Source organism: Trinickia sp. Y13 (genome assembly GCF_029522115.1).
GTDB lineage: Bacteria > Pseudomonadota > Gammaproteobacteria > Burkholderiales > Burkholderiaceae > Trinickia.
The window spans coordinates 164,665-181,343 of sequence record NZ_JAKWFK010000001.1 but is presented as its reverse complement, the minus strand read 5'-3'; the positions used below and the strand labels follow the sequence as shown (position 1 = coordinate 181,343).

The following is a 16,679-nucleotide window of genomic DNA, read 5'->3' as shown; positions in this document are numbered from 1 at the left end:
CCGCGGCAGGTTGCGATACCGGATTTCATCTCACTTCAAGCATTTTTCGGCGGATTTCCAACCATGACCGACACCACGCTGGCGAAGAGTTTCGAGCCCCAGACGATCGAGGCCCACTGGGGCCCCGAATGGGAAAAACGTGGGTACGCAAAACCCGCTTTCAAGCCGGGCGCGCCCAACTTCTCGATCCAACTGCCGCCGCCGAACGTGACGGGCACGCTGCACATGGGGCACGCGTTCAATCAGACGATCATGGATGGCCTCACGCGCTATCACCGCATGCTCGGCGCGAACACGCTGTGGCTGCCCGGCACCGATCACGCCGGCATCGCCACGCAGATCGTCGTCGAGCGGCAACTCGACCAGGAAGGCGTCTCGCGCCATGACTTCGGTCGCGAAAAATTCGTCGAGCGGGTCTGGGCATGGAAAGAACGCTCGGGCTCCACGATCACGAGCCAAGTCCGGCGGCTAGGCGCCTCGATCGATTGGTCGCGCGAATACTTCACGATGGACGAGAAGATGTCGTCCGTCGTCAGCGACGTGTTCGTGCGGCTGTACGAGCAGGGGCTCATCTATCGCGGCAAACGTCTCGTCAACTGGGATCCGGTGTTGATGACGGCCGTGTCCGATCTGGAAGTGGCGAGCGAGGAAGAAAACGGCCACCTCTGGCATATCCGCTATCCGCTCGCCGACGGCAGCGGCCACTTGACCGTCGCCACGACGCGCCCCGAAACGATGCTCGGCGACGTGGCCCTGATGGTTCACCCGGAAGACGAGCGCTACGCGCATCTGATCGGCAAGCACGTGAAGCTGCCGCTCACCGATCGCGAAATTCCGATCATCGCCGACGACTACGTCGATCGCGAATTCGGCACGGGCGTCGTGAAGGTCACTCCCGCGCACGACTTCAACGACTACCAAGTCGGCCAGCGCCACAACCTGCCGCAGATCGAAATCCTCACGCTCGAAGCGAAGATCAACGACAACGCGCCGGCGGCGTATCGCGGTCTGGACCGGTTCGAGGCGCGCAAGCGCGTCGTTGCCGATCTCGATGCGCAAGGCTGGTTGGAATCGGTGAAGGACCACCGCTTGATGGTGCCGCGCGGCGATCGCACGGGCGTCGTGCTCGAGCCGATGCTGACCGACCAATGGTTCGTCGCGATGAGCAAGGGCGCGCCCGAAGGCACGTTCCATCCCGGCAAGTCGATCGCGCAGGTCGCGCTCGACGTCGTGCGTAACGGCGAGATCCAGTTCGTTCCGGAAAACTGGACGACCACCTATTACCAGTGGCTCGAGAACATCCAAGACTGGTGCATCTCGCGGCAACTGTGGTGGGGCCATCAGATCCCCGCCTGGTACGGCGAGAACGGCGAAGTCTTCGTCGCCCGCACCGAAGCCCAAGCGCGCGAGCAAGCGCAAGCGCGCGGCTACGAAGGCGCGCTCAAGCGCGACGACGATGTGCTCGACACGTGGTTCTCGTCGGCGCTCGTGCCGTTCTCCTCGCTCGGCTGGCCGGGCGAGACGAAGGAATTGGCCGCGTTCCTGCCCTCCTCCGTGCTCGTGACCGGCTTCGACATCATCTTCTTCTGGGTGGCGCGCATGATCATGATGACGACGCACTTCACGGGGAAGGTGCCGTTTCGCACCGTCTACGTGCATGGGCTCGTGCGCGATCACGAAGGCCAAAAGATGTCGAAGAGCAAAGGCAATACGCTCGATCCGATCGACATCGTCGACGGCATCGATTTGGAAGCGCTCGTCGCCAAGCGCACGACGGGCCTCATGAATCCGAAGCAGGCCGGGTCGATCGAAAAGAAAACGCGCAAGGAGTTTCCGGCCGGCATCGCCGCCTTCGGCACCGATGCATTGCGCTTCACGATGGCATCGATGGCCACGCTCGGGCGCAACGTCAATTTCGATCTCGCGCGCTGCGAAGGCTATCGTAACTTCTGCAACAAATTGTGGAACGCCACGCGCTTCGTGCTCATGAATTGCGAGGGCCACGATTGCGGCTTCGCCAAGCCCGGCGCGTGCGCGCCCGGCGATTGCGGCCCTGGCGGCTACACCGATTTCTCGCAAGCGGACCGCTGGATCGTCTCGCTATTGCAGCGCGTGGAAGCGGAAGTCGAAAAGGGCTTCGCCGATTACCGCTTCGACAACGTCGCCAATGCGATCTACAAGTTCGTCTGGGACGAGTATTGCGATTGGTACGTCGAGCTCGCGAAGGTGCAGATCCAAAACGGCACGCCGGAGCAACAGCGCGCCACGCGACGCACGCTGTTGCGTGTGCTCGAAACGGTGCTGCGGCTCGCGCACCCGATCATTCCGTTCATCACGGAAGCGCTTTGGCAAAAGGTCGCGCCGCTCACCGACGCCTATCCGAAAGATGCGGCGAGCGGCGAGGCCTCGATCATGGTGCAACCATACCCGCGCGCCGAAGAGAAAAAAATCGACGAAAAAGCGGAGCGCTGGGCCGCGGAGCTCAAAGGCGCGATCGACGCTTGCAGAAATTTACGAGGCGAAATGAACCTATCGCCCGCAACTAAGGTCCCTCTGCTGGTACACGGCGACGCCGGCCAATGGCAGTCGTTCGCCCCGTACGCACAAGCACTCGCCCGCTTGTCGGAAGTGCGCATCATGGCCGACGAAGCAACCCTCGACGCGCAGTCGCAAGGCGCGCCGATCGCGATCGTCGGCGGTGACAAGCTCGCGCTGCTCGTCGAAATCGACGCGGCCGCCGAGCGCGAGCGTCTGGGCAAGGAAATTGCTCGGCTCGACGCGGAAATCGCCAAGTGCGCAGCGAAGCTCGGAAACAAGGCTTTTGTCGCAAAAGCACCGGGTGCCGTTGTGGAGCAAGAGCAGAAAAGGCTGTCACAATACCGGGACACCATTGCCAAGCTCAGCGCACAGCTCGCGCGCCTTCCGGCCTAGTGCGGCGTTCGGTACATCGAACGCCGGACGTTGCGTTCAATGGGCACGTTGGTCCCAACAGTACTCGAGAATTAGGGTAACGCCATGCTAAAAGTCACCAAGGCTGTCTTTCCGGTTGCGGGCCTCGGCACGCGCTTTCTTCCGGCCACGAAGGCCAGCCCCAAGGAGATGCTGCCAATCGTCGATAAGCCGCTGATCCAATACGCGGTCGAAGAAGCGATGGCTGCCGGCATCACCGAGATGATCTTCGTCACGGGCCGCAGCAAACGCGCTATCGAAGATCACTTCGACAAATCATATGAAATCGAAGCGGAACTCGAAGCGCGCGGTAAGGACAAGCTGCTCGAACTCGTGCGCAGCATCAAGCCGAGCCACGTCGATTGCTTCTACGTGCGTCAGCCCGAAGCGCTGGGGCTCGGCCACGCCGTGCTGTGCGCCGAGAAGCTCGTCGGGGACAACCCGTTCGCCGTCATTCTCGCCGACGACTTGCTCTATGCCGAGCCGCCCGTCATGAAGCAGATGATCGATGTCTTCGATCACTATCACAGCTCGGTGATCGGAGTCGAAGAAATCCCGCCGCAGGACACGCGCTCTTACGGGATCGTCGACGGCAAGGAGTGGGAAGACGCCATCATCAAGATGTCGGGCATCGTCGAAAAGCCGGCGCCCGAAGTCGCGCCGTCCAATCTCGGCGTCGTCGGCCGCTATGTGCTCAAGCCGCGCATCTTCGATCATCTGCGCGCGCTCAGCCCCGGCGCGGGCGGCGAGATTCAGTTGACGGACGGGATTCAATCGCTGCTCGGCGACGAGCAAGTGCTGGCCTACAAGTATCACGGCACGCGCTTCGATTGCGGCAGCAAGCTTGGCTACCTGAAGGCGACCGTCGAATTCGCACTGCGCCATCCGGAAGTGGCCGAGGAATTCGAGCATTACCTGCGCACGCGTGCGCCCGTGATGGACAGCTGAGTGTTGCGCGCACCTTAGCGGCGCGATACGTCTCATCCTGCGCGACGATCTCGTCCAGCCTGCTGCCAACGAGTCGTCGCGCTTTGTTTTGCCTAGCCGCTGCGCTTACGCCGATCGCACTAGCGCCTGCGCATCAAAAACACGAACGTCTTATCCTGAGTCGAGCTTTCGACGATCTCATTGCCCGTTTGCTTGGCGAAGGCCGCGAAATCGCGCTGCGAACCAGGATCGGTTGCCAAGACCTTCAAAATCTGGCCGCTTTGCATATCCGCCAGCGCTTTTTTCGCCCTCAAGATCGGCAGCGGGCAGCTCAGCCCGCGTGCATCGACTTCCTTATGAATGTCCATCGGCCATTGACCTTTTAGAAAAGCGAACGCGCGCCCCCGCGAATGTGAGGCTTTGCGACAAAATCGCGAAAAGCGAATTTTACCGCAGCGCCGGGCCGCGCTCGAGCGGCCGTCGATGCCAACGCCGGCTTGCCACGCGGGCAAGCCTCGGATCAATCGGGATAGGCCGGAAACGTCTGAAACGTCTGAAGCGCCTATAACGTCACCGGCAACCCAGTCGCGAATGCGTGGCGCAGCGCGTGGCCGATGCGCGTCGCCTCGAGCGCATCGGCGAGCATCGCGCCGGCAGATGCCGCGGACCCCGCGCTCGTCGTACCCGCCCTGCGCGCGCACACGTTTTGGACGAACGCCTGCGCTTCGTGCAGGAACGCCTCTTCGAAACGGTCGAAGAAAGTCGGCGTGCTTTCGCTGCGCACGCCGCCCGCCTCGTAGATTTCCACGCGATTGCGCCGCGGGTTGTGACCGATCGCGAGCGCACCGCCCGTGCCGATCACTTCGCTCTGCGTATCGCAGCCATGCGCCATCGTGCGCGACGCGTAGAACACCGCCAATCTTCCGCCTTCGAATTCGACGACGCCCACGCCGTTGTCCACATCCGCGCATGCGCGCAGACCTTCGTGCAACGCGATCACGCCCGTGGCGAACGCACGCGTCGCCCGCGCGCCGTCGAAGAACCAGCGCGCAACGTCGATGTCATGCACCGTGCAATCGAGGAAGATGCCGCCCGAGGTCGGCGCGAATCGCACGAAAAAACCGTCGGGGTCGTTCAGGTCCGTCGTTTGGGAGCGCACCATGAACGCTCTGCCGATGGCGCCGGCGCTGGCCTTCTCGTACGCATCGCGGTAACTCGGATCGAAGCGGCGCATGAAACCGATCATCGCTTCGAGTTGCGGATATTCGCGCGCCACGCCGAGTACGCGCTCGCATTCGGCGACGTCGAGCGATAGCGGCTTCTCGCAGAAAACATGCTTGCCCGCCCGCAGCGCGGCGGCGATTTGCTCCGCATGCAACGACGAGGGCGTGACGAGCCACAGTGCATCGAGCTCGCGGTCGGCGAGCAATGCTTCGTAGTCCGAATAAAGCCGTGCGCTAGGAAGCGTCTCGCGCGCCCAATCGCGCTCTTGCTCGACGGGGCTGCACGCCGCCGCCAGTACCGCGCCGGGCACGCGGTAAGCCAAATTCGTTGCGTGGCGCTTGCCGAGCCGGCCCAATCCGGCAATCCCGATCTTCACGGGTGCACGCTCTGCCCTCGTCATCACAGTCTCGCTCCTCTCACGCTCATTCGCCCACCGCCACCACACAGCCCTCGCGCCACGAGCGCGTTGCGGCCTCGGCCAATTCGAGCGCCTTGACGCCGTCGGCGATCGTCGTGCGCACGCTCGCCCCTTGCGTCACGGCATCGAAGAAATGCGCGATCTCGTTCGCATAAGCGGCGCGATAGCGTTCGAGGAAGAACGCTTCGGGCAAGTCGCTCGATACCGCGCGCGAAGAATAGGCGAGCACTTCGGTCGGCCGCACGTTGCCGGCCTGCAGCATGCCCGCGCTGCCGAGCACCTCGAAGCGCTGGTCGTAACCGTATGCGGCGCGCCGCGTCGTATTGATCTGGCAAAGCCGTCCGCGTTTGGTGCGAATCGTGACGGCCGTCGAATCGATGTCGCCAGCATCGAGGATCGCCGGGTCCGTCAGGCAGCTTCCGCTCGCATGCACGGTTTGGGCTTCGTCATCGAGAATCCAGCGAAAGATGTCGAAGTCGTGGATCAGCATGTCCTTGAAGATGCCGCCGGAGCGGCGGATGTACTCGACAGGCGGCGCGCCGGGGTCGCGGCTCGTCACGACGAGCATCTCGGGCGTGCCGATTTCGCCTGCGTCGAGCCGCGCCTTGACCGCGGCGAAGGTCGGATCGAAGCGGCGCTGAAACCCGATCATGCACACGACGCCCGCCGCTTCGACGGCGCGTGCGCAGGCGCGCGCACGCTCGAGTTCGAGGTCGACGGGCTTTTCGCAAAAGATATGCTTGCCCGCGGCCGCCGAACGCTCGATCAAATCGGCGTGCGTATCGGTGCTCGAGCAAATGACGCTCGCGCCGACGGCGGCATCGGCGAGCGCCGCGTCGGCCTCGACCACCGTCGCACCGTATTGCGCCGCGAGCTCGGCGGCCGCGGCGCGATTGACGTCCACCACGTACTTGAGCCGCGCGCCCGGATGCCGCGCGAGATTGCCTGCATGAATGCGGCCGATGCGGCCCGCGCCGAATACCGCGACGTCGATCGCGTCGTGACTAATCATCGTATCCTCCAGTGTCCTTGGATTCTTCTACGTTCAACTCGAGCCGGTACGCAAGCGCGACGAACAGCGCTTGGCACAGGCAAATGGTGCTCGTCAGTGCGCGAAAGGCGAATGCGCTGCCTTCCTTGACGAATAACTGCGCGCTCGCGTAACGCCCGAGCGGCGATAACCGGCTGTCGGTAATGACCAGCGTTTGCGCTTGGTGATGATGGGCGACGCGCAAGCAATACTGCGTTTCCCGGCCGTAGGGTTCGAAGCTGATGGCGATGACGACGTCGCCCTTCTTCACGCTGCGGATCTGCTCGCGAAACATGCCGCCGAAGCCGGAAATGAGGTGCACGCGCTTGGCCGTGTGCTGCAGCGCATAGACGATGTAGCTCGCCACCGGGAACGAGCGCCGCACGCCGATCACATAGATGTTCTCGGCATGCTGCAGCATCGAGACGGCCGCTTCGAATTGCTCGTCGTCCAGCGTCGCTTCGAGCTCGTCCAGGCCGTTGCGGCAGGCGGCGACGAACTCGCGCGCGACGTTGCCGCCCGATAAGCGCCCGGGCTTTTCGTCGATCAGTTTGCGAATCCGCTGCTTATAGGTCTGCCCCGAAGGGCTCTGGCCCGCGTAGGCCTGCTTGAATACGGCCTGCAGATCGGAGAACCCCGAAAACCCGAAGCGCTGCGCAAAGCGCACCACGGCCGATGGATGCACGCCGCAGCTCGCGGCGATGTCGCTCGTGCGATCGACCATCACGCTCGCTCGATGCTGTTCGAGGTACGACGCCACGCTCTTCAATTGCCGGGGCAGCGCGTCGTAGGCATCGGCGACGCGCTGCATCAGTTCGTCGACGCTTGGCAACTCATCGGTGGTCTCTTCCTGCATGGCTCTCATCCTGTTGAACGGGCGCCGCGCCCTGCTGCTTGCTCATCGCTCGCTGCCCGGCGCGCATCGTTTCCCGACGATGCGGATTATAGGCATGTCCGCCTCGAAATGGAATGAATTTTCCATTTCTATCTTCAATGAAATTTTCTTTGCAATCCTGATCGAGTTGGCCTAATCTTTGTCGTGAGCGGCGCGCGCCGGTCGCGGCATCGCTCCTAACGACATAACTTCGAATAGGTGGAGACAAATGAGACTTTGCACCCGCAAGGCCGCAGTGAGGACATTCGCCGCGGCATTCACGTCCGCGCTGGCATTGGCGTTCGGTCCGTTCGCGGTGTCGTCGGCCCACGCGGCCGACGCCAAGTTCGTCCTGATCAGTCACGCGCCGGATTCCGACTCCTGGTGGAACACGATCAAGAACGCGATCAAGCAGGCCGACGAGGACTTCAACGTCGAGACCGACTACCGCAACCCGCCGAACGGCGATTTGTCCGACATGGCGCGCCTGATCGAGCAAGCGGCTGCGCACAACTACGACGGCGTCGCCACGACGATCGCCGATTTCGACGTGCTCAAGAGCTCGATCAAAAAAGTCACCGACAAGAAGATCCCGCTCGTGACGATCAACTCGGGCACGCTCGAGCAAAGCAAGCAGCTCGGCGCGATCATGCACATCGGCCAGCCCGAATACGTCGCGGGCCACGCGGCCGGCGCGAAGGCGAAAGCGGCGGGCATCAAGTCGTTCGTGTGCGTCAACCACTACGCGACGAACCCGGCCTCGTTCGAGCGCTGCCGCGGCTTTGCCGAAGCGCTCGGGGTCGACTTCAAGTCATCGACGCTCGACGCCGGCCAAGACCCGAACGGCGTGAAGGCGAAGGTCCAAGCCTACCTGCGCAACCATCCCGATACGGGCGCCGTGCTGGCGCTCGGGCCGCTTTCCGCCGATCCCACGATCCGCGCGCTCAAGGACATGGGCAAGGCCGGCAAGATCTGGTTCGCGACGTTCGACTTCGACAACGACATCGCGGCTGCAATCAAGGACGGCACGATCCAATTCGCGATCGATCAGCAGCCCTACCTGCAAGGCTATCTGGCCGTCGCCGTGCTCGCGATCGCAAAGCAAGACCATACGACCGATCCGCTGAAGATCGAAAAGGCGCTGCAAAGCAATCCGAAGTTCAAGGCTCGCCTCGATACCTACGGGCTGCAGCCCGTCTATCAGCCCGACACGATCCTCTCCGGTCCGGGCTTCATCACCAAAGCCAACGTCGACAAAGTCGTGAAGTACGCGGGGCAGTACCGCTGATTCTCACGCTTGCGGGCGCCCATCGCCCGCAAATTGAGCAGCGGCCTTTGCAATCCAGCTATTGAGCATCACGGCGCGGTTCGGACCGGTTTTCGCTGAACGGTCCGGGCCGCGCTACCGAAGGAGACATTCGATGGGCGTCGCCGATCATTTCCACGCCAACTTACGCAAAGAGGGGCAGCCGAACCCGCAGGGTTCCAGCTCGCTCGACGAACGTGTGCGCCGCGAATCGCGGTTCAAGCAGTTTCTCTCCCGCCCCGAGTTCGCCTCGCTCGCAGGCACCGTCATGGTGTTCCTCGTCTTCGCGATCGGCGCCGGCAATTCCGGGATGTTCAATCTCGACGGCATCATGAACTGGTCGCAGGTGGCGGCCTACCTCGGCCTCATTTCAGTGGGCGCATGCCTCTTGATGATCGCCGGCGAGTTCGACCTGTCGATCGGTTCGATGATCGGCTTCGCGGGCATGATGGTCGCGTTGCCGACGATGTATTTTCACTGGCCTATCGAACTTGCGATCGTCTTCGCGTTCGTGGGCTCGATGGCGCTCGGCGCGCTCAACGGCTACCTCGTGATGCGCACGAAGCTGCCTTCGTTCATCGTCACGCTCGCGTTCATGTTCATTCTGCGCGGCCTGACGCTGGCCCTCTCGGTCATGTTCGCCGATCGCACGATCATCTCGGGCGTGGGCGATGTCGCGGCCCAGAGCGCCTTTGCCCACGCCTTGTTCCAGGGCGTGGCGTTCCACGATCTGTTCCGCTGGCTCGGGCACATGGGCCTCGTCAAACTGCTCGACTCGGGCGAGCCGCTCGTGCCGGGCGTGCCGAAAGTCATCGTCTGGTGGCTCGCGCTCGCGGCGGTGTGCGCGTTCACGCTCGCCAAAACGCGCTTTGGCAACTGGATCTTCGCCGTCGGCGGCGATGCGAATGCAGCGAAGAACGTCGGCGTGCCCGTGCGACGCGTGAAGATTCGCCTGTTCGTGCTGACCGCGTTCTGCGCGTGCCTATTCGCCGTGCTGCAAGTGTGCGACATCGGCTCGGCTGCCGCCGACCGCGGCCTGCAGAAGGAATTCGAAGCGATCATTGCAGCCGTCATCGGCGGCACGCTGCTCACGGGCGGCTACGGGTCTGTCGTCGGCGCCTGCTTCGGCTCGCTGATCTTCGGCGTAGTGCAGATCGGCATCACCTACACGAGCATCGATTCGGATTGGTTCCGCGTCTTCCTCGGGTTGATGCTGCTGTTCGCCGTGCTCTTCAACCATTACGTGCGCAGCCGTGTCGCGCAATCGCGTTGATCGACGGAGACAACCATGACTTCCGCTACCCCTACCCAAGATCAAAGCGCCGACTGCATCCTCGCGCTCGAAAACGTCAGCCGCTACTTCGGCAGCGTGATCGCACTCAAAGACGTCACGCTGCGGCTGCGGCGCGGCGAAGTCCACTGCCTGCTCGGCGACAACGGCGCGGGCAAGTCGACGCTGATCAAGACGCTCGCCGGCGTGCATCCGCCGAGCGAAGGCCAATACCTCGTCGACGGCAAGAGCGTGCACTTCAATTCGCCGAAGGAGGCGCTCGATCTCGGGATTGCCACGGTCTACCAGGATCTCGCGCTCGTGCCGCTGCTGTCGGTCGCGCGCAACTTCTTCATGGGCCGCGAGCCGAGCAAGAAGCTGTTCGGGCTCGTGAACGTGATGGACATCGAAACTGCCGCCACGACGGCGCGCGACAAGCTAGCGGAGATGGGCATCCACGTGCGCGACGCCAATCAGCCGATCGGCACGATGTCGGGCGGCGAGCGGCAATGCCTGGCCATCGCGCGCGCGATTCATTTCGGCGCACGCGTGCTGATTCTCGACGAACCGACGGCTGCACTCGGCGTCAAGCAAAGCTTCAACGTGCTCAAGCTGATTCACAAGGCGCGCGAGCGCGGCATTTCCGTCATCTTCATCACCCATAACGTGCATCACGCCTACCCGATCGGCGATTCGTTCACGCTGCTCAATCGCGGCCGCTCGATGGGCACGTTCACCAAGGACACGATCAGCAAGGACGCCGTGCTCGACATGATGGCCGGTGGCGCCGAAATGCAAAAAATGATCGCCGAACTCGACGGCGCGACGATCTGACGCTCGAGAGCGCCCCCTCACGCAAATACCTATCGACGCGCTACACAACGTTTTTTCAGGACCCACTCCATGGTTGCCTCCCCCCCTTCTCATCCGTCCACCGGCCGCTTCGCCCCAGGGCGCACGCGCGACATCATCTGCCTCGGCCGCCTTGCGGTCGATCTCTACGCGCAGCAGATCGGCGCGAGGCTGGAGGACGTGACGAGCTTCGCCAAATATCTGGGCGGATCGTCCGCGAACATCGCTTTCGGCTGCGCACGGCTCGGGCTCGCCTCCGCGATGCTCGCGCGCGTGGGCAACGATCACATGGGGCGCTTTCTGACCGAGACGCTCGCGCGCGAAGGCTGCGACGTCAGCCACACGCGCGCCGACGCCGAGCGCCTGACCGCGCTCGTCTTGCTCGGCATCAAGGACCGCGATACGTTCCCGCTCGTCTTCCATCGCGAGAACTGTGCGGACATGGCGCTCGACGAAGGCGATTTCGATGAAGCCTTCATCGCGTCGAGCAAGGCGCTGCTCATCACGGGCACGCATTTCTCGACCGAGCGCGTGAATCGCGCGAGCCGGCGCGCCCTCGAATATGCACGGCGCAATCAAGTGCGCACCGTGCTCGACATCGACTATCGCCCCGTGCTGTGGGGACTCACCGGCAAAGCGGACGGCGAAACGCGCTTTATCGCCAATGAAAGCGTCACGGCCCATCTGCAACGCATTCTGCCGTTGTTCGATCTCGTGATCGGCACCGAAGAAGAGTTTCGCATCGCGGGCGGCAAGCACGAACTCATCGATGCGCTGGCGATGGTGCGCGCCGTGACGCCCGCCACGCTCGTGGTCAAGCGCGGCCCGCTCGGCTGCACCATCATCGAGGGCAAAGTGCCGGCTTCGATCGACGAGGCGCCGACCGAACGCGGCATCGAAGTGGACGTGATGAACGTGCTGGGCGCGGGCGACGCCTTCGCCTCGGGCTTTCTATCCGAGTGGCTGCGCGATGCGCCGCTCGCGCGCTGCGCGCACACGGCCAACCTGTGCGGCGCGCTCGTCGTCTCGCGCCACGCCTGCGCCCCAGCGATGCCGACGCCGGCCGAGCTCGACTACTTGCGCGAGGCCGTTAAGCGAGACCCGGCGCGCATGCGCCGGCCCGATCTCGACACGAAGCTCGCCCGGCTGCATCGCGTGAGCGTTGCGCGCGCGCCGCACGACGAAGTGCTCGGCTTCGCCTTCGACCACCGCAATCAGTTCTTCGAGCTCGCCCAGCAAACGGGGGCGAGCGAGTCGCGCATCGCGCAACTGAAGCGCCTGTTCGTCGACGCCGTCGCGCAAACGGAAGCGGCGCTCGGCTTGCAAGGGCGCATTGGCGTGCTCATCGACGACCGCTACGGCCAAGATGCGCTCAATGAGGCGACCGGCCGCGGCTGGTGGATCGGCCGTCCCGTCGAGTTGCCGGGCTCCTTGCCGCTCGTGTTTCAACATGGGCGCTCGGTCGGCACTGCGCTCGTCGCTTGGCCGCAGGAGCATGTCGTCAAGTGCCTGGTGCAGTATCACCCCGATGCGCCCATCGCCGAGCGCGTCGAACAAGAAGCGCAGCTTCGCGCGCTCTACGATGCCGTGCAAGCGAGCGGCCACGAGTTGCTGCTCGAAGTCATCCCGCCGCATCGCGACACCCTGCCCGCCGCGCCCGATACCGTCTTTCGCGCCTTGAAGCGGCTCTACAACCTCGGCATCCAGCCGGAATGGTGGAAGCTCGCTCCGCTGAGCGCCGAGCAGTGGCAGGCGATCGACGCGCTGATCGCCGAGCGCGATCCCTATTGCCGCGGCGTCGTGCTGCTGGGTCTGTCGGCCGGCGTCGACACGCTCAGCGAAGGGTTTCGTGCGGCGGCCGCCTCGACCACCTGCAAGGGCTTCACGGTGGGCCGCACGATCTTTCACGAGCCGAGCCGCGCTTGGCTGGCCAATGAAATCGACGACGCGGCCCTGGTTGCGAGCGTGCGCGCGACATTCGAAACCTTGATCGAAGCGTGGCGCTCGGCGCGAGCCGATAAGTGCGAGGCCACGCAGCCGCAAGCCACGCGGCGGGAGGCGGCGTGATGAACGTGCGTATCGACGAAACGACGCTCGACGCGCACAGCGCGGCAAGCGCCGAAGCCGGTCCGACGATTCGGCTGACGGCCGCGCAAGCGCTGGTGCGCTACCTCGCGGCGCAGCATGTCCAGGACGACGACGGATCGACAGCGCCGCTCTTCGGCGGCGTGTTCGCCATCTTCGGGCACGGCAACGTCGCGGGCTTGGGCGAGGCGCTCTATGAGCATCGCGATGTGTTGCCCACCTACCGCGCTCACAACGAGCAAGCCATGGCGCACAGCGCCATCGCCTATGCCAAAGCGCACATGCGCCGCCGCATGATGGCCGTGACGACTTCGATCGGTCCCGGCGCGACGAACCTGGTCACGGCGGCCGCCCTTGCCCACGTCAATCGCTTGCCGGTTCTACTGCTGCCGGGCGACATCTTCGTCTCGCGCGCCCCGGATCCGGTCCTGCAACAGGTCGAGGATTTCCATGACGGCGGCCTCTCCGCGAACGACACGCTCAAACCGGTCTCGCGCTATTTCGACCGCATCGTGCATCCGGCGCAGTTGCTAAGCGCCCTGCCGCGCGCGATCCGCGTGCTGACCGACGCCGCCCTAGCGGGTCCCGTCACGCTCGCCTTGCCGCAAGACGTGCAAGCGATGGCCTACGACTATCCCCGCGCCTTTTTCGAGCGGCGCGTCGTGCGGTTCCACGCGCCGACGCCCGGCGAAGACGAACTCGAAGCCGCGCTCTCCGCACTGCGCCGCGCGTCCTCGCCGATGATCGTGGCGGGCGGCGGCGTGCTCTATAGCCAGGGCGGCGCCGAAGCATTGCGCGCGTTCGCCGAGCGCCATGGGATCGCCGTCGGCGAAACGCAGGCGGGCAAAGGCGCGTTGCCGTGGAATCATCCGCTCAACGCCGGTGCGATCGGCGTCACGGGCGCGAGCGCGGCGAACGCGCTCGCGCACGAGGCCGATTGCGTCATCGCCGTCGGCACCCGACTGCAAGATTTCACGACCGGGTCCAATACCCTATTTGCGCAAGCGAGCGTCATCGGCATCAACGCCAACGCATTCGACGCGCTCAAGCATCAGGCGACGAGCATCTGCGGCGACGCCCGCGCCACGCTCGATGCATTGAGCCAGCGCCTGGGCGGCTGGCACGCGAACGCGGATTGGACGCAGCGTGCCCGCGGCCTGTGCGACGCATGGCGCGAGACCGTCACGACGCGCACGAACGCGCCGCGCGTGGACGGGACGCTGCCCTATGACGCCGACGTGGTCGGCGCGGTGCAGCGTTCAAGCTCAAACTCGCCCGAGGGCGACATCGCCGTGTGCGCCGCAGGCACGTTGCCGGCCGAGCTGCACAAGCTTTGGCGCGCAGCGCGGCCCGGCGGCTATCACGTCGAATACGGCTACTCGTGCATGGGATACGAGATCGCGGGCGGTCTTGGCGTGAAGCTTGCGCGGCCCGAGCGCGAAGTCATCGTCTTCGTCGGCGACGGCAGCTATCTGATGATGAACAGCGAGATTGCGACTTCGGTCATGCTCGGCGCCAAGCTCATCGTCGTCGTGCTCGACAACCGCGGCTACGGCTGCATCAATCGTCTGCAGCAAGCCTGCGGCGGAGCCCCCTTCAACAACTTGCTCGACGACTGCCTGCAGGGGCCGCTCGGCGCCCCCGCGATCGACTTTGCCGCGCATGCGCGCTCGCTCGGCGCGCACGCCGAGCATGTGGCCGACATCGCCGGGCTCGAAGCGGCGCTCGCTCACGCGCGCGCGGCCGATCGCACGTCGGTGGTGGTCATCGACACGGATCCGGCGCGCACCACCGACGACGGCGGCTGGTGGTGGGAAGTCGCCGTGCCGGAAGTGTCGACGCGCGAGGCGGTGCGCGCCGCGCGCAAGCAATACGAAACGAAGCTGGCCGAACGCAGCGGCGCACCCGCCGGCGAATCGAACCGGCGCAACGACGCTTGAAAGCGTTGCGGGCCCCTGACCGCCCGCAACGCTTTCGCAACGTGATACGAACCAAGGAACGCAGCATGACCGATTTTCAAGTGCGCATCGGCGTGAACCCCCTCTCGTGGATGAACGACGATCTTCCCTCGCTAGGCGGCGAGACGCCGTTGTCCGTCGCGCTCACCGAAGGCCGCGCCATCGGCTACGAGGGGTTCGAGCTCGGCAACAAATTCCCGCGCGAACCGGAGGCGCTCAGAGCGCTGCTCGCGCAGTACGACCTCGCGCTCGTCTCGGGCTGGTATTCGGGGCGGCTCGCCGAGCGCAGCGCCGAAGAGGAGATCGAGGCCGTCGGCCCGCATCTGGAGTTGCTCTCGAAAAACGGCGCGACCGTGATGGTCTACGGCGAAGTCGCGCAAACGATCCAAGGCTCGCCCGTCCCGCTCTATCAGCGGCCGCGCTTTTTCACCGCGGATCAGTGGGACGCCTATGCCGCGCGGGTCGATCGCTTCGCGCAATACACGCTCTCGCACGGCGTGCGCGTGGCTTACCATCACCACATGGGCGCTTACGTCGAAACGCCCGCCGATGTCGAGCACCTCATGCGGCGCACGAGCGATGCCGTCGGGCTGCTGCTCGATACGGGACACATCACGTTCGCGGGTGGCGATCCGCTCGCCACGCTCGAGGCCTACGCATCGCGGATTTGCCACGTGCATTGCAAAGACGTGCGGCCCGAGATCGTCAAATTGGCCCGTAATCGCGATTGGAGCTTTCTCGAAGCCGTGATCAACGGCGCGTTCACCGTGCCCGGCGACGGCGCGGTCGATTTCGCCGCCGTCATCGCGAGCTTGAAGCGCCACGGCTATCGTGGCTGGCTCGTCGTCGAAGCGGAGCAAGATCCCACCGTAGCGCCGAGCTTCGAGTATGCGCAGCTCGGCTACCGGACGCTGCGCGCGCTCGTCGATGCGGCGAGCGCCCCAACCGACACCGAGAGGGTCATCGCATGAGTCTGCTAGTCAAAGCCCAGCGCGAGGGCATGACGATCGCGCGCGTGACGCCGGAGACGGCGGCCTGGCGTTACGTCGGTTTCGCCGCCTACCGGCTTGCACGCGACGAGGTGCTGTATGTTCACGAAAGCGAGCGCGAATCGTGCATCGTCGTGCTCTCGGGCGCCGTGTCGATCGAAGCCGGCGGGCAGCGCTACACGAGCGTGGGCGCGCGCGACAGCGTGTTCGAGGATGCCGCCCCCTACGCTCTGTACGTGCCGCCCAATGTGCGCGCGACCGTGCGCGCCGAGCGCGACGCAGAACTCGGCGTAGCCAGTGCGCCCGCCAAGGGCCGCTACCCGGTGCGACTCATCGAGCCGTCGCAGATGAAACGATCTGTGCGAGGCAAGGGGCTCAATACGCGCTACGTCTGCGACGTTCTTCCGCAAACGGAGCCGGCCGAATCGTTGCTCGTCGTCGAAGTGCGCACTCCGGGCGGCCACTCGTCGAGTTATCCGCCGCATAAGCACGACGCCGACCAAATTCCGACGGAAAGCGCGTTGGAAGAGACGTATTACCATCGGCTCAACCCATCCCAAGGGTTCGCGTTCCAACGCGTCTATACCGACGCACGCGATCTGGACGAATCGATGGCCGTCGAGGACCACGACGTCGTGATGGTGCCGCGCGGGTATCATCCCGTCGTCGTGCCGTATGGATACGAGTCGTACTACCTGAACGTGATGGCCGGCCCCGAGCGCGTTTGGCATTTCAAGAACGATCCGGCGCACGACTGGATCGCGCAGCGCGACGCCGGTTGAGGAAGGCCGCAATCC

The 16,679-nt window shown here is 64.4% G+C and carries 14 protein-coding genes; 10 read left to right on the top strand and 4 right to left on the bottom strand.

The window, feature by feature from the left end:
* The first annotated feature begins 63 nt into the window (after positions 1 to 63).
* Positions 64 to 2,931 (top strand): valine--tRNA ligase, encoded by a 2,868-nt coding sequence (locus MMB74_RS00760; RefSeq protein ID WP_277426682.1) that lies wholly within the window; start codon positions 64 to 66, stop codon positions 2,929 to 2,931.
* Positions 2,932 to 3,015: 84 nt separating this feature from the next.
* Positions 3,016 to 3,897 carry a UTP--glucose-1-phosphate uridylyltransferase GalU gene (gene galU / locus MMB74_RS00755; protein ID WP_277426681.1) on the top strand — a complete coding sequence of 294 codons (882 nt, stop codon included), beginning with the start codon at positions 3,016 to 3,018 and terminating at the stop codon, positions 3,895 to 3,897.
* Positions 3,898 to 4,016: 119 nt separating this feature from the next.
* Here the strand turns inward: galU and MMB74_RS00750 are convergent, their stop codons facing one another.
* From MMB74_RS00750 to MMB74_RS00735, 4 genes are all read right to left on the bottom strand, one after another.
* The gene (locus MMB74_RS00750; RefSeq protein WP_277426680.1) at positions 4,017 to 4,244 is read right to left on the bottom strand and encodes a sulfurtransferase TusA family protein; all 228 of its coding nucleotides are present in this window, start codon (positions 4,242 to 4,244) and stop codon (positions 4,017 to 4,019) included.
* 194 nt (positions 4,245 to 4,438) lie between these two features.
* Positions 4,439 to 5,500 carry a Gfo/Idh/MocA family oxidoreductase gene (locus MMB74_RS00745; RefSeq protein WP_277426679.1) on the bottom strand — a complete coding sequence of 354 codons (1,062 nt, stop codon included), beginning with the start codon at positions 5,498 to 5,500 and terminating at the stop codon, positions 4,439 to 4,441.
* A 22-nt stretch (positions 5,501 to 5,522) separates the two neighbouring features.
* Positions 5,523 to 6,530: an inositol 2-dehydrogenase gene (iolG, locus tag MMB74_RS00740; protein WP_277426678.1), complete on the bottom strand. Its 1,008-nt coding sequence runs from the start codon at positions 6,528 to 6,530 to the stop codon at positions 5,523 to 5,525.
* Complete coding sequence (locus MMB74_RS00735; RefSeq protein ID WP_277426677.1) at positions 6,523 to 7,404, bottom strand: MurR/RpiR family transcriptional regulator; 882 nt, start codon at positions 7,402 to 7,404, stop codon at positions 6,523 to 6,525. Before MMB74_RS00735 ends, iolG begins: the two co-directional genes overlap by 8 nt.
* Between MMB74_RS00735 and MMB74_RS00730 the strand changes: the two genes are divergently transcribed.
* The 8 genes from MMB74_RS00730 (at position 7,403) to iolB (ending at position 16,664) form a co-directional block, all read left to right on the top strand.
* Positions 7,403 to 7,579: a hypothetical protein gene (locus MMB74_RS00730; protein ID WP_277426676.1), complete on the top strand. Its 177-nt coding sequence runs from the start codon at positions 7,403 to 7,405 to the stop codon at positions 7,577 to 7,579. The two genes, MMB74_RS00735 and MMB74_RS00730, sit on opposite strands and share 2 nt — an antisense overlap.
* A 72-nt stretch (positions 7,580 to 7,651) precedes the next feature.
* Positions 7,652 to 8,710: a sugar ABC transporter substrate-binding protein gene (locus MMB74_RS00725; protein WP_277426675.1), complete on the top strand. Its 1,059-nt coding sequence runs from the start codon at positions 7,652 to 7,654 to the stop codon at positions 8,708 to 8,710.
* Positions 8,711 to 8,843: 133 nt separating this feature from the next.
* Positions 8,844 to 10,001, top strand: a complete 1,158-nt coding sequence (locus MMB74_RS00720; RefSeq protein WP_277426674.1) for an ABC transporter permease — start codon at positions 8,844 to 8,846, stop codon at positions 9,999 to 10,001.
* A 15-nt stretch (positions 10,002 to 10,016) separates the two neighbouring features.
* Positions 10,017 to 10,832, top strand: coding sequence for an ATP-binding cassette domain-containing protein (locus MMB74_RS00715; protein WP_277426673.1), 816 nt, complete (start codon positions 10,017 to 10,019; stop codon positions 10,830 to 10,832).
* 69 nt (positions 10,833 to 10,901) lie between these two features.
* On the top strand, positions 10,902 to 12,917 hold the full coding sequence (iolC, locus tag MMB74_RS00710; protein WP_277426672.1) for a 5-dehydro-2-deoxygluconokinase: 2,016 nt from the start codon (positions 10,902 to 10,904) through the stop codon (positions 12,915 to 12,917).
* On the top strand, positions 12,917 to 14,875 hold the full coding sequence (gene iolD / locus MMB74_RS00705; protein ID WP_277426671.1) for a 3D-(3,5/4)-trihydroxycyclohexane-1,2-dione acylhydrolase (decyclizing): 1,959 nt from the start codon (positions 12,917 to 12,919) through the stop codon (positions 14,873 to 14,875). Before iolC ends, iolD begins: the two co-directional genes overlap by 1 nt.
* A gap of 65 nt (positions 14,876 to 14,940) precedes the next feature.
* The gene (gene iolE, locus MMB74_RS00700) at positions 14,941 to 15,864 is read left to right on the top strand and encodes a myo-inosose-2 dehydratase (protein WP_277426670.1); all 924 of its coding nucleotides are present in this window, start codon (positions 14,941 to 14,943) and stop codon (positions 15,862 to 15,864) included.
* Entirely contained in the window at positions 15,861 to 16,664 is an 804-nt protein-coding gene (gene iolB / locus MMB74_RS00695) for a 5-deoxy-glucuronate isomerase (RefSeq protein WP_277426669.1), read from the top strand. Before iolE ends, iolB begins: the two co-directional genes overlap by 4 nt.
* Positions 16,665 to 16,679 lie beyond the last annotated feature (15 nt).

Bases quoted from the DNA above. Each gene is read 5' to 3' on its own strand.
- MMB74_RS00730 (WP_277426676.1), top strand. From the start codon at position 7,403: ATGGCTCTCATCCTGTTGAACGGGCGCCGCGCCCTGCTGCTTGCTCAT.
- iolB (WP_277426669.1), top strand. From the start codon at position 15,861: ATGAGTCTGCTAGTCAAAGCCCAGCGCGAGGGCATGACGATCGCGCGC.
- MMB74_RS00750 (WP_277426680.1), bottom strand. From the start codon at position 4,244: ATGGACATTCATAAGGAAGTCGATGCACGCGGGCTGAGCTGCCCGCTG.
- iolE (WP_277426670.1), top strand. From the start codon at position 14,941: ATGACCGATTTTCAAGTGCGCATCGGCGTGAACCCCCTCTCGTGGATG.
- iolD (WP_277426671.1), top strand. From the start codon at position 12,917: ATGAACGTGCGTATCGACGAAACGACGCTCGACGCGCACAGCGCGGCA.
- iolG (WP_277426678.1), bottom strand. From the start codon at position 6,530: ATGATTAGTCACGACGCGATCGACGTCGCGGTATTCGGCGCGGGCCGC.
- MMB74_RS00735 (WP_277426677.1), bottom strand. From the start codon at position 7,404: ATGCAGGAAGAGACCACCGATGAGTTGCCAAGCGTCGACGAACTGATG.
- iolC (WP_277426672.1), top strand. From the start codon at position 10,902: ATGGTTGCCTCCCCCCCTTCTCATCCGTCCACCGGCCGCTTCGCCCCA.
- MMB74_RS00725 (WP_277426675.1), top strand. From the start codon at position 7,652: ATGAGACTTTGCACCCGCAAGGCCGCAGTGAGGACATTCGCCGCGGCA.
- MMB74_RS00745 (WP_277426679.1), bottom strand. From the start codon at position 5,500: ATGACGAGGGCAGAGCGTGCACCCGTGAAGATCGGGATTGCCGGATTG.
- MMB74_RS00715 (WP_277426673.1), top strand. From the start codon at position 10,017: ATGACTTCCGCTACCCCTACCCAAGATCAAAGCGCCGACTGCATCCTC.
- galU (WP_277426681.1), top strand. From the start codon at position 3,016: ATGCTAAAAGTCACCAAGGCTGTCTTTCCGGTTGCGGGCCTCGGCACG.
- MMB74_RS00760 (WP_277426682.1), top strand. From the start codon at position 64: ATGACCGACACCACGCTGGCGAAGAGTTTCGAGCCCCAGACGATCGAG.
- MMB74_RS00720 (WP_277426674.1), top strand. From the start codon at position 8,844: ATGGGCGTCGCCGATCATTTCCACGCCAACTTACGCAAAGAGGGGCAG.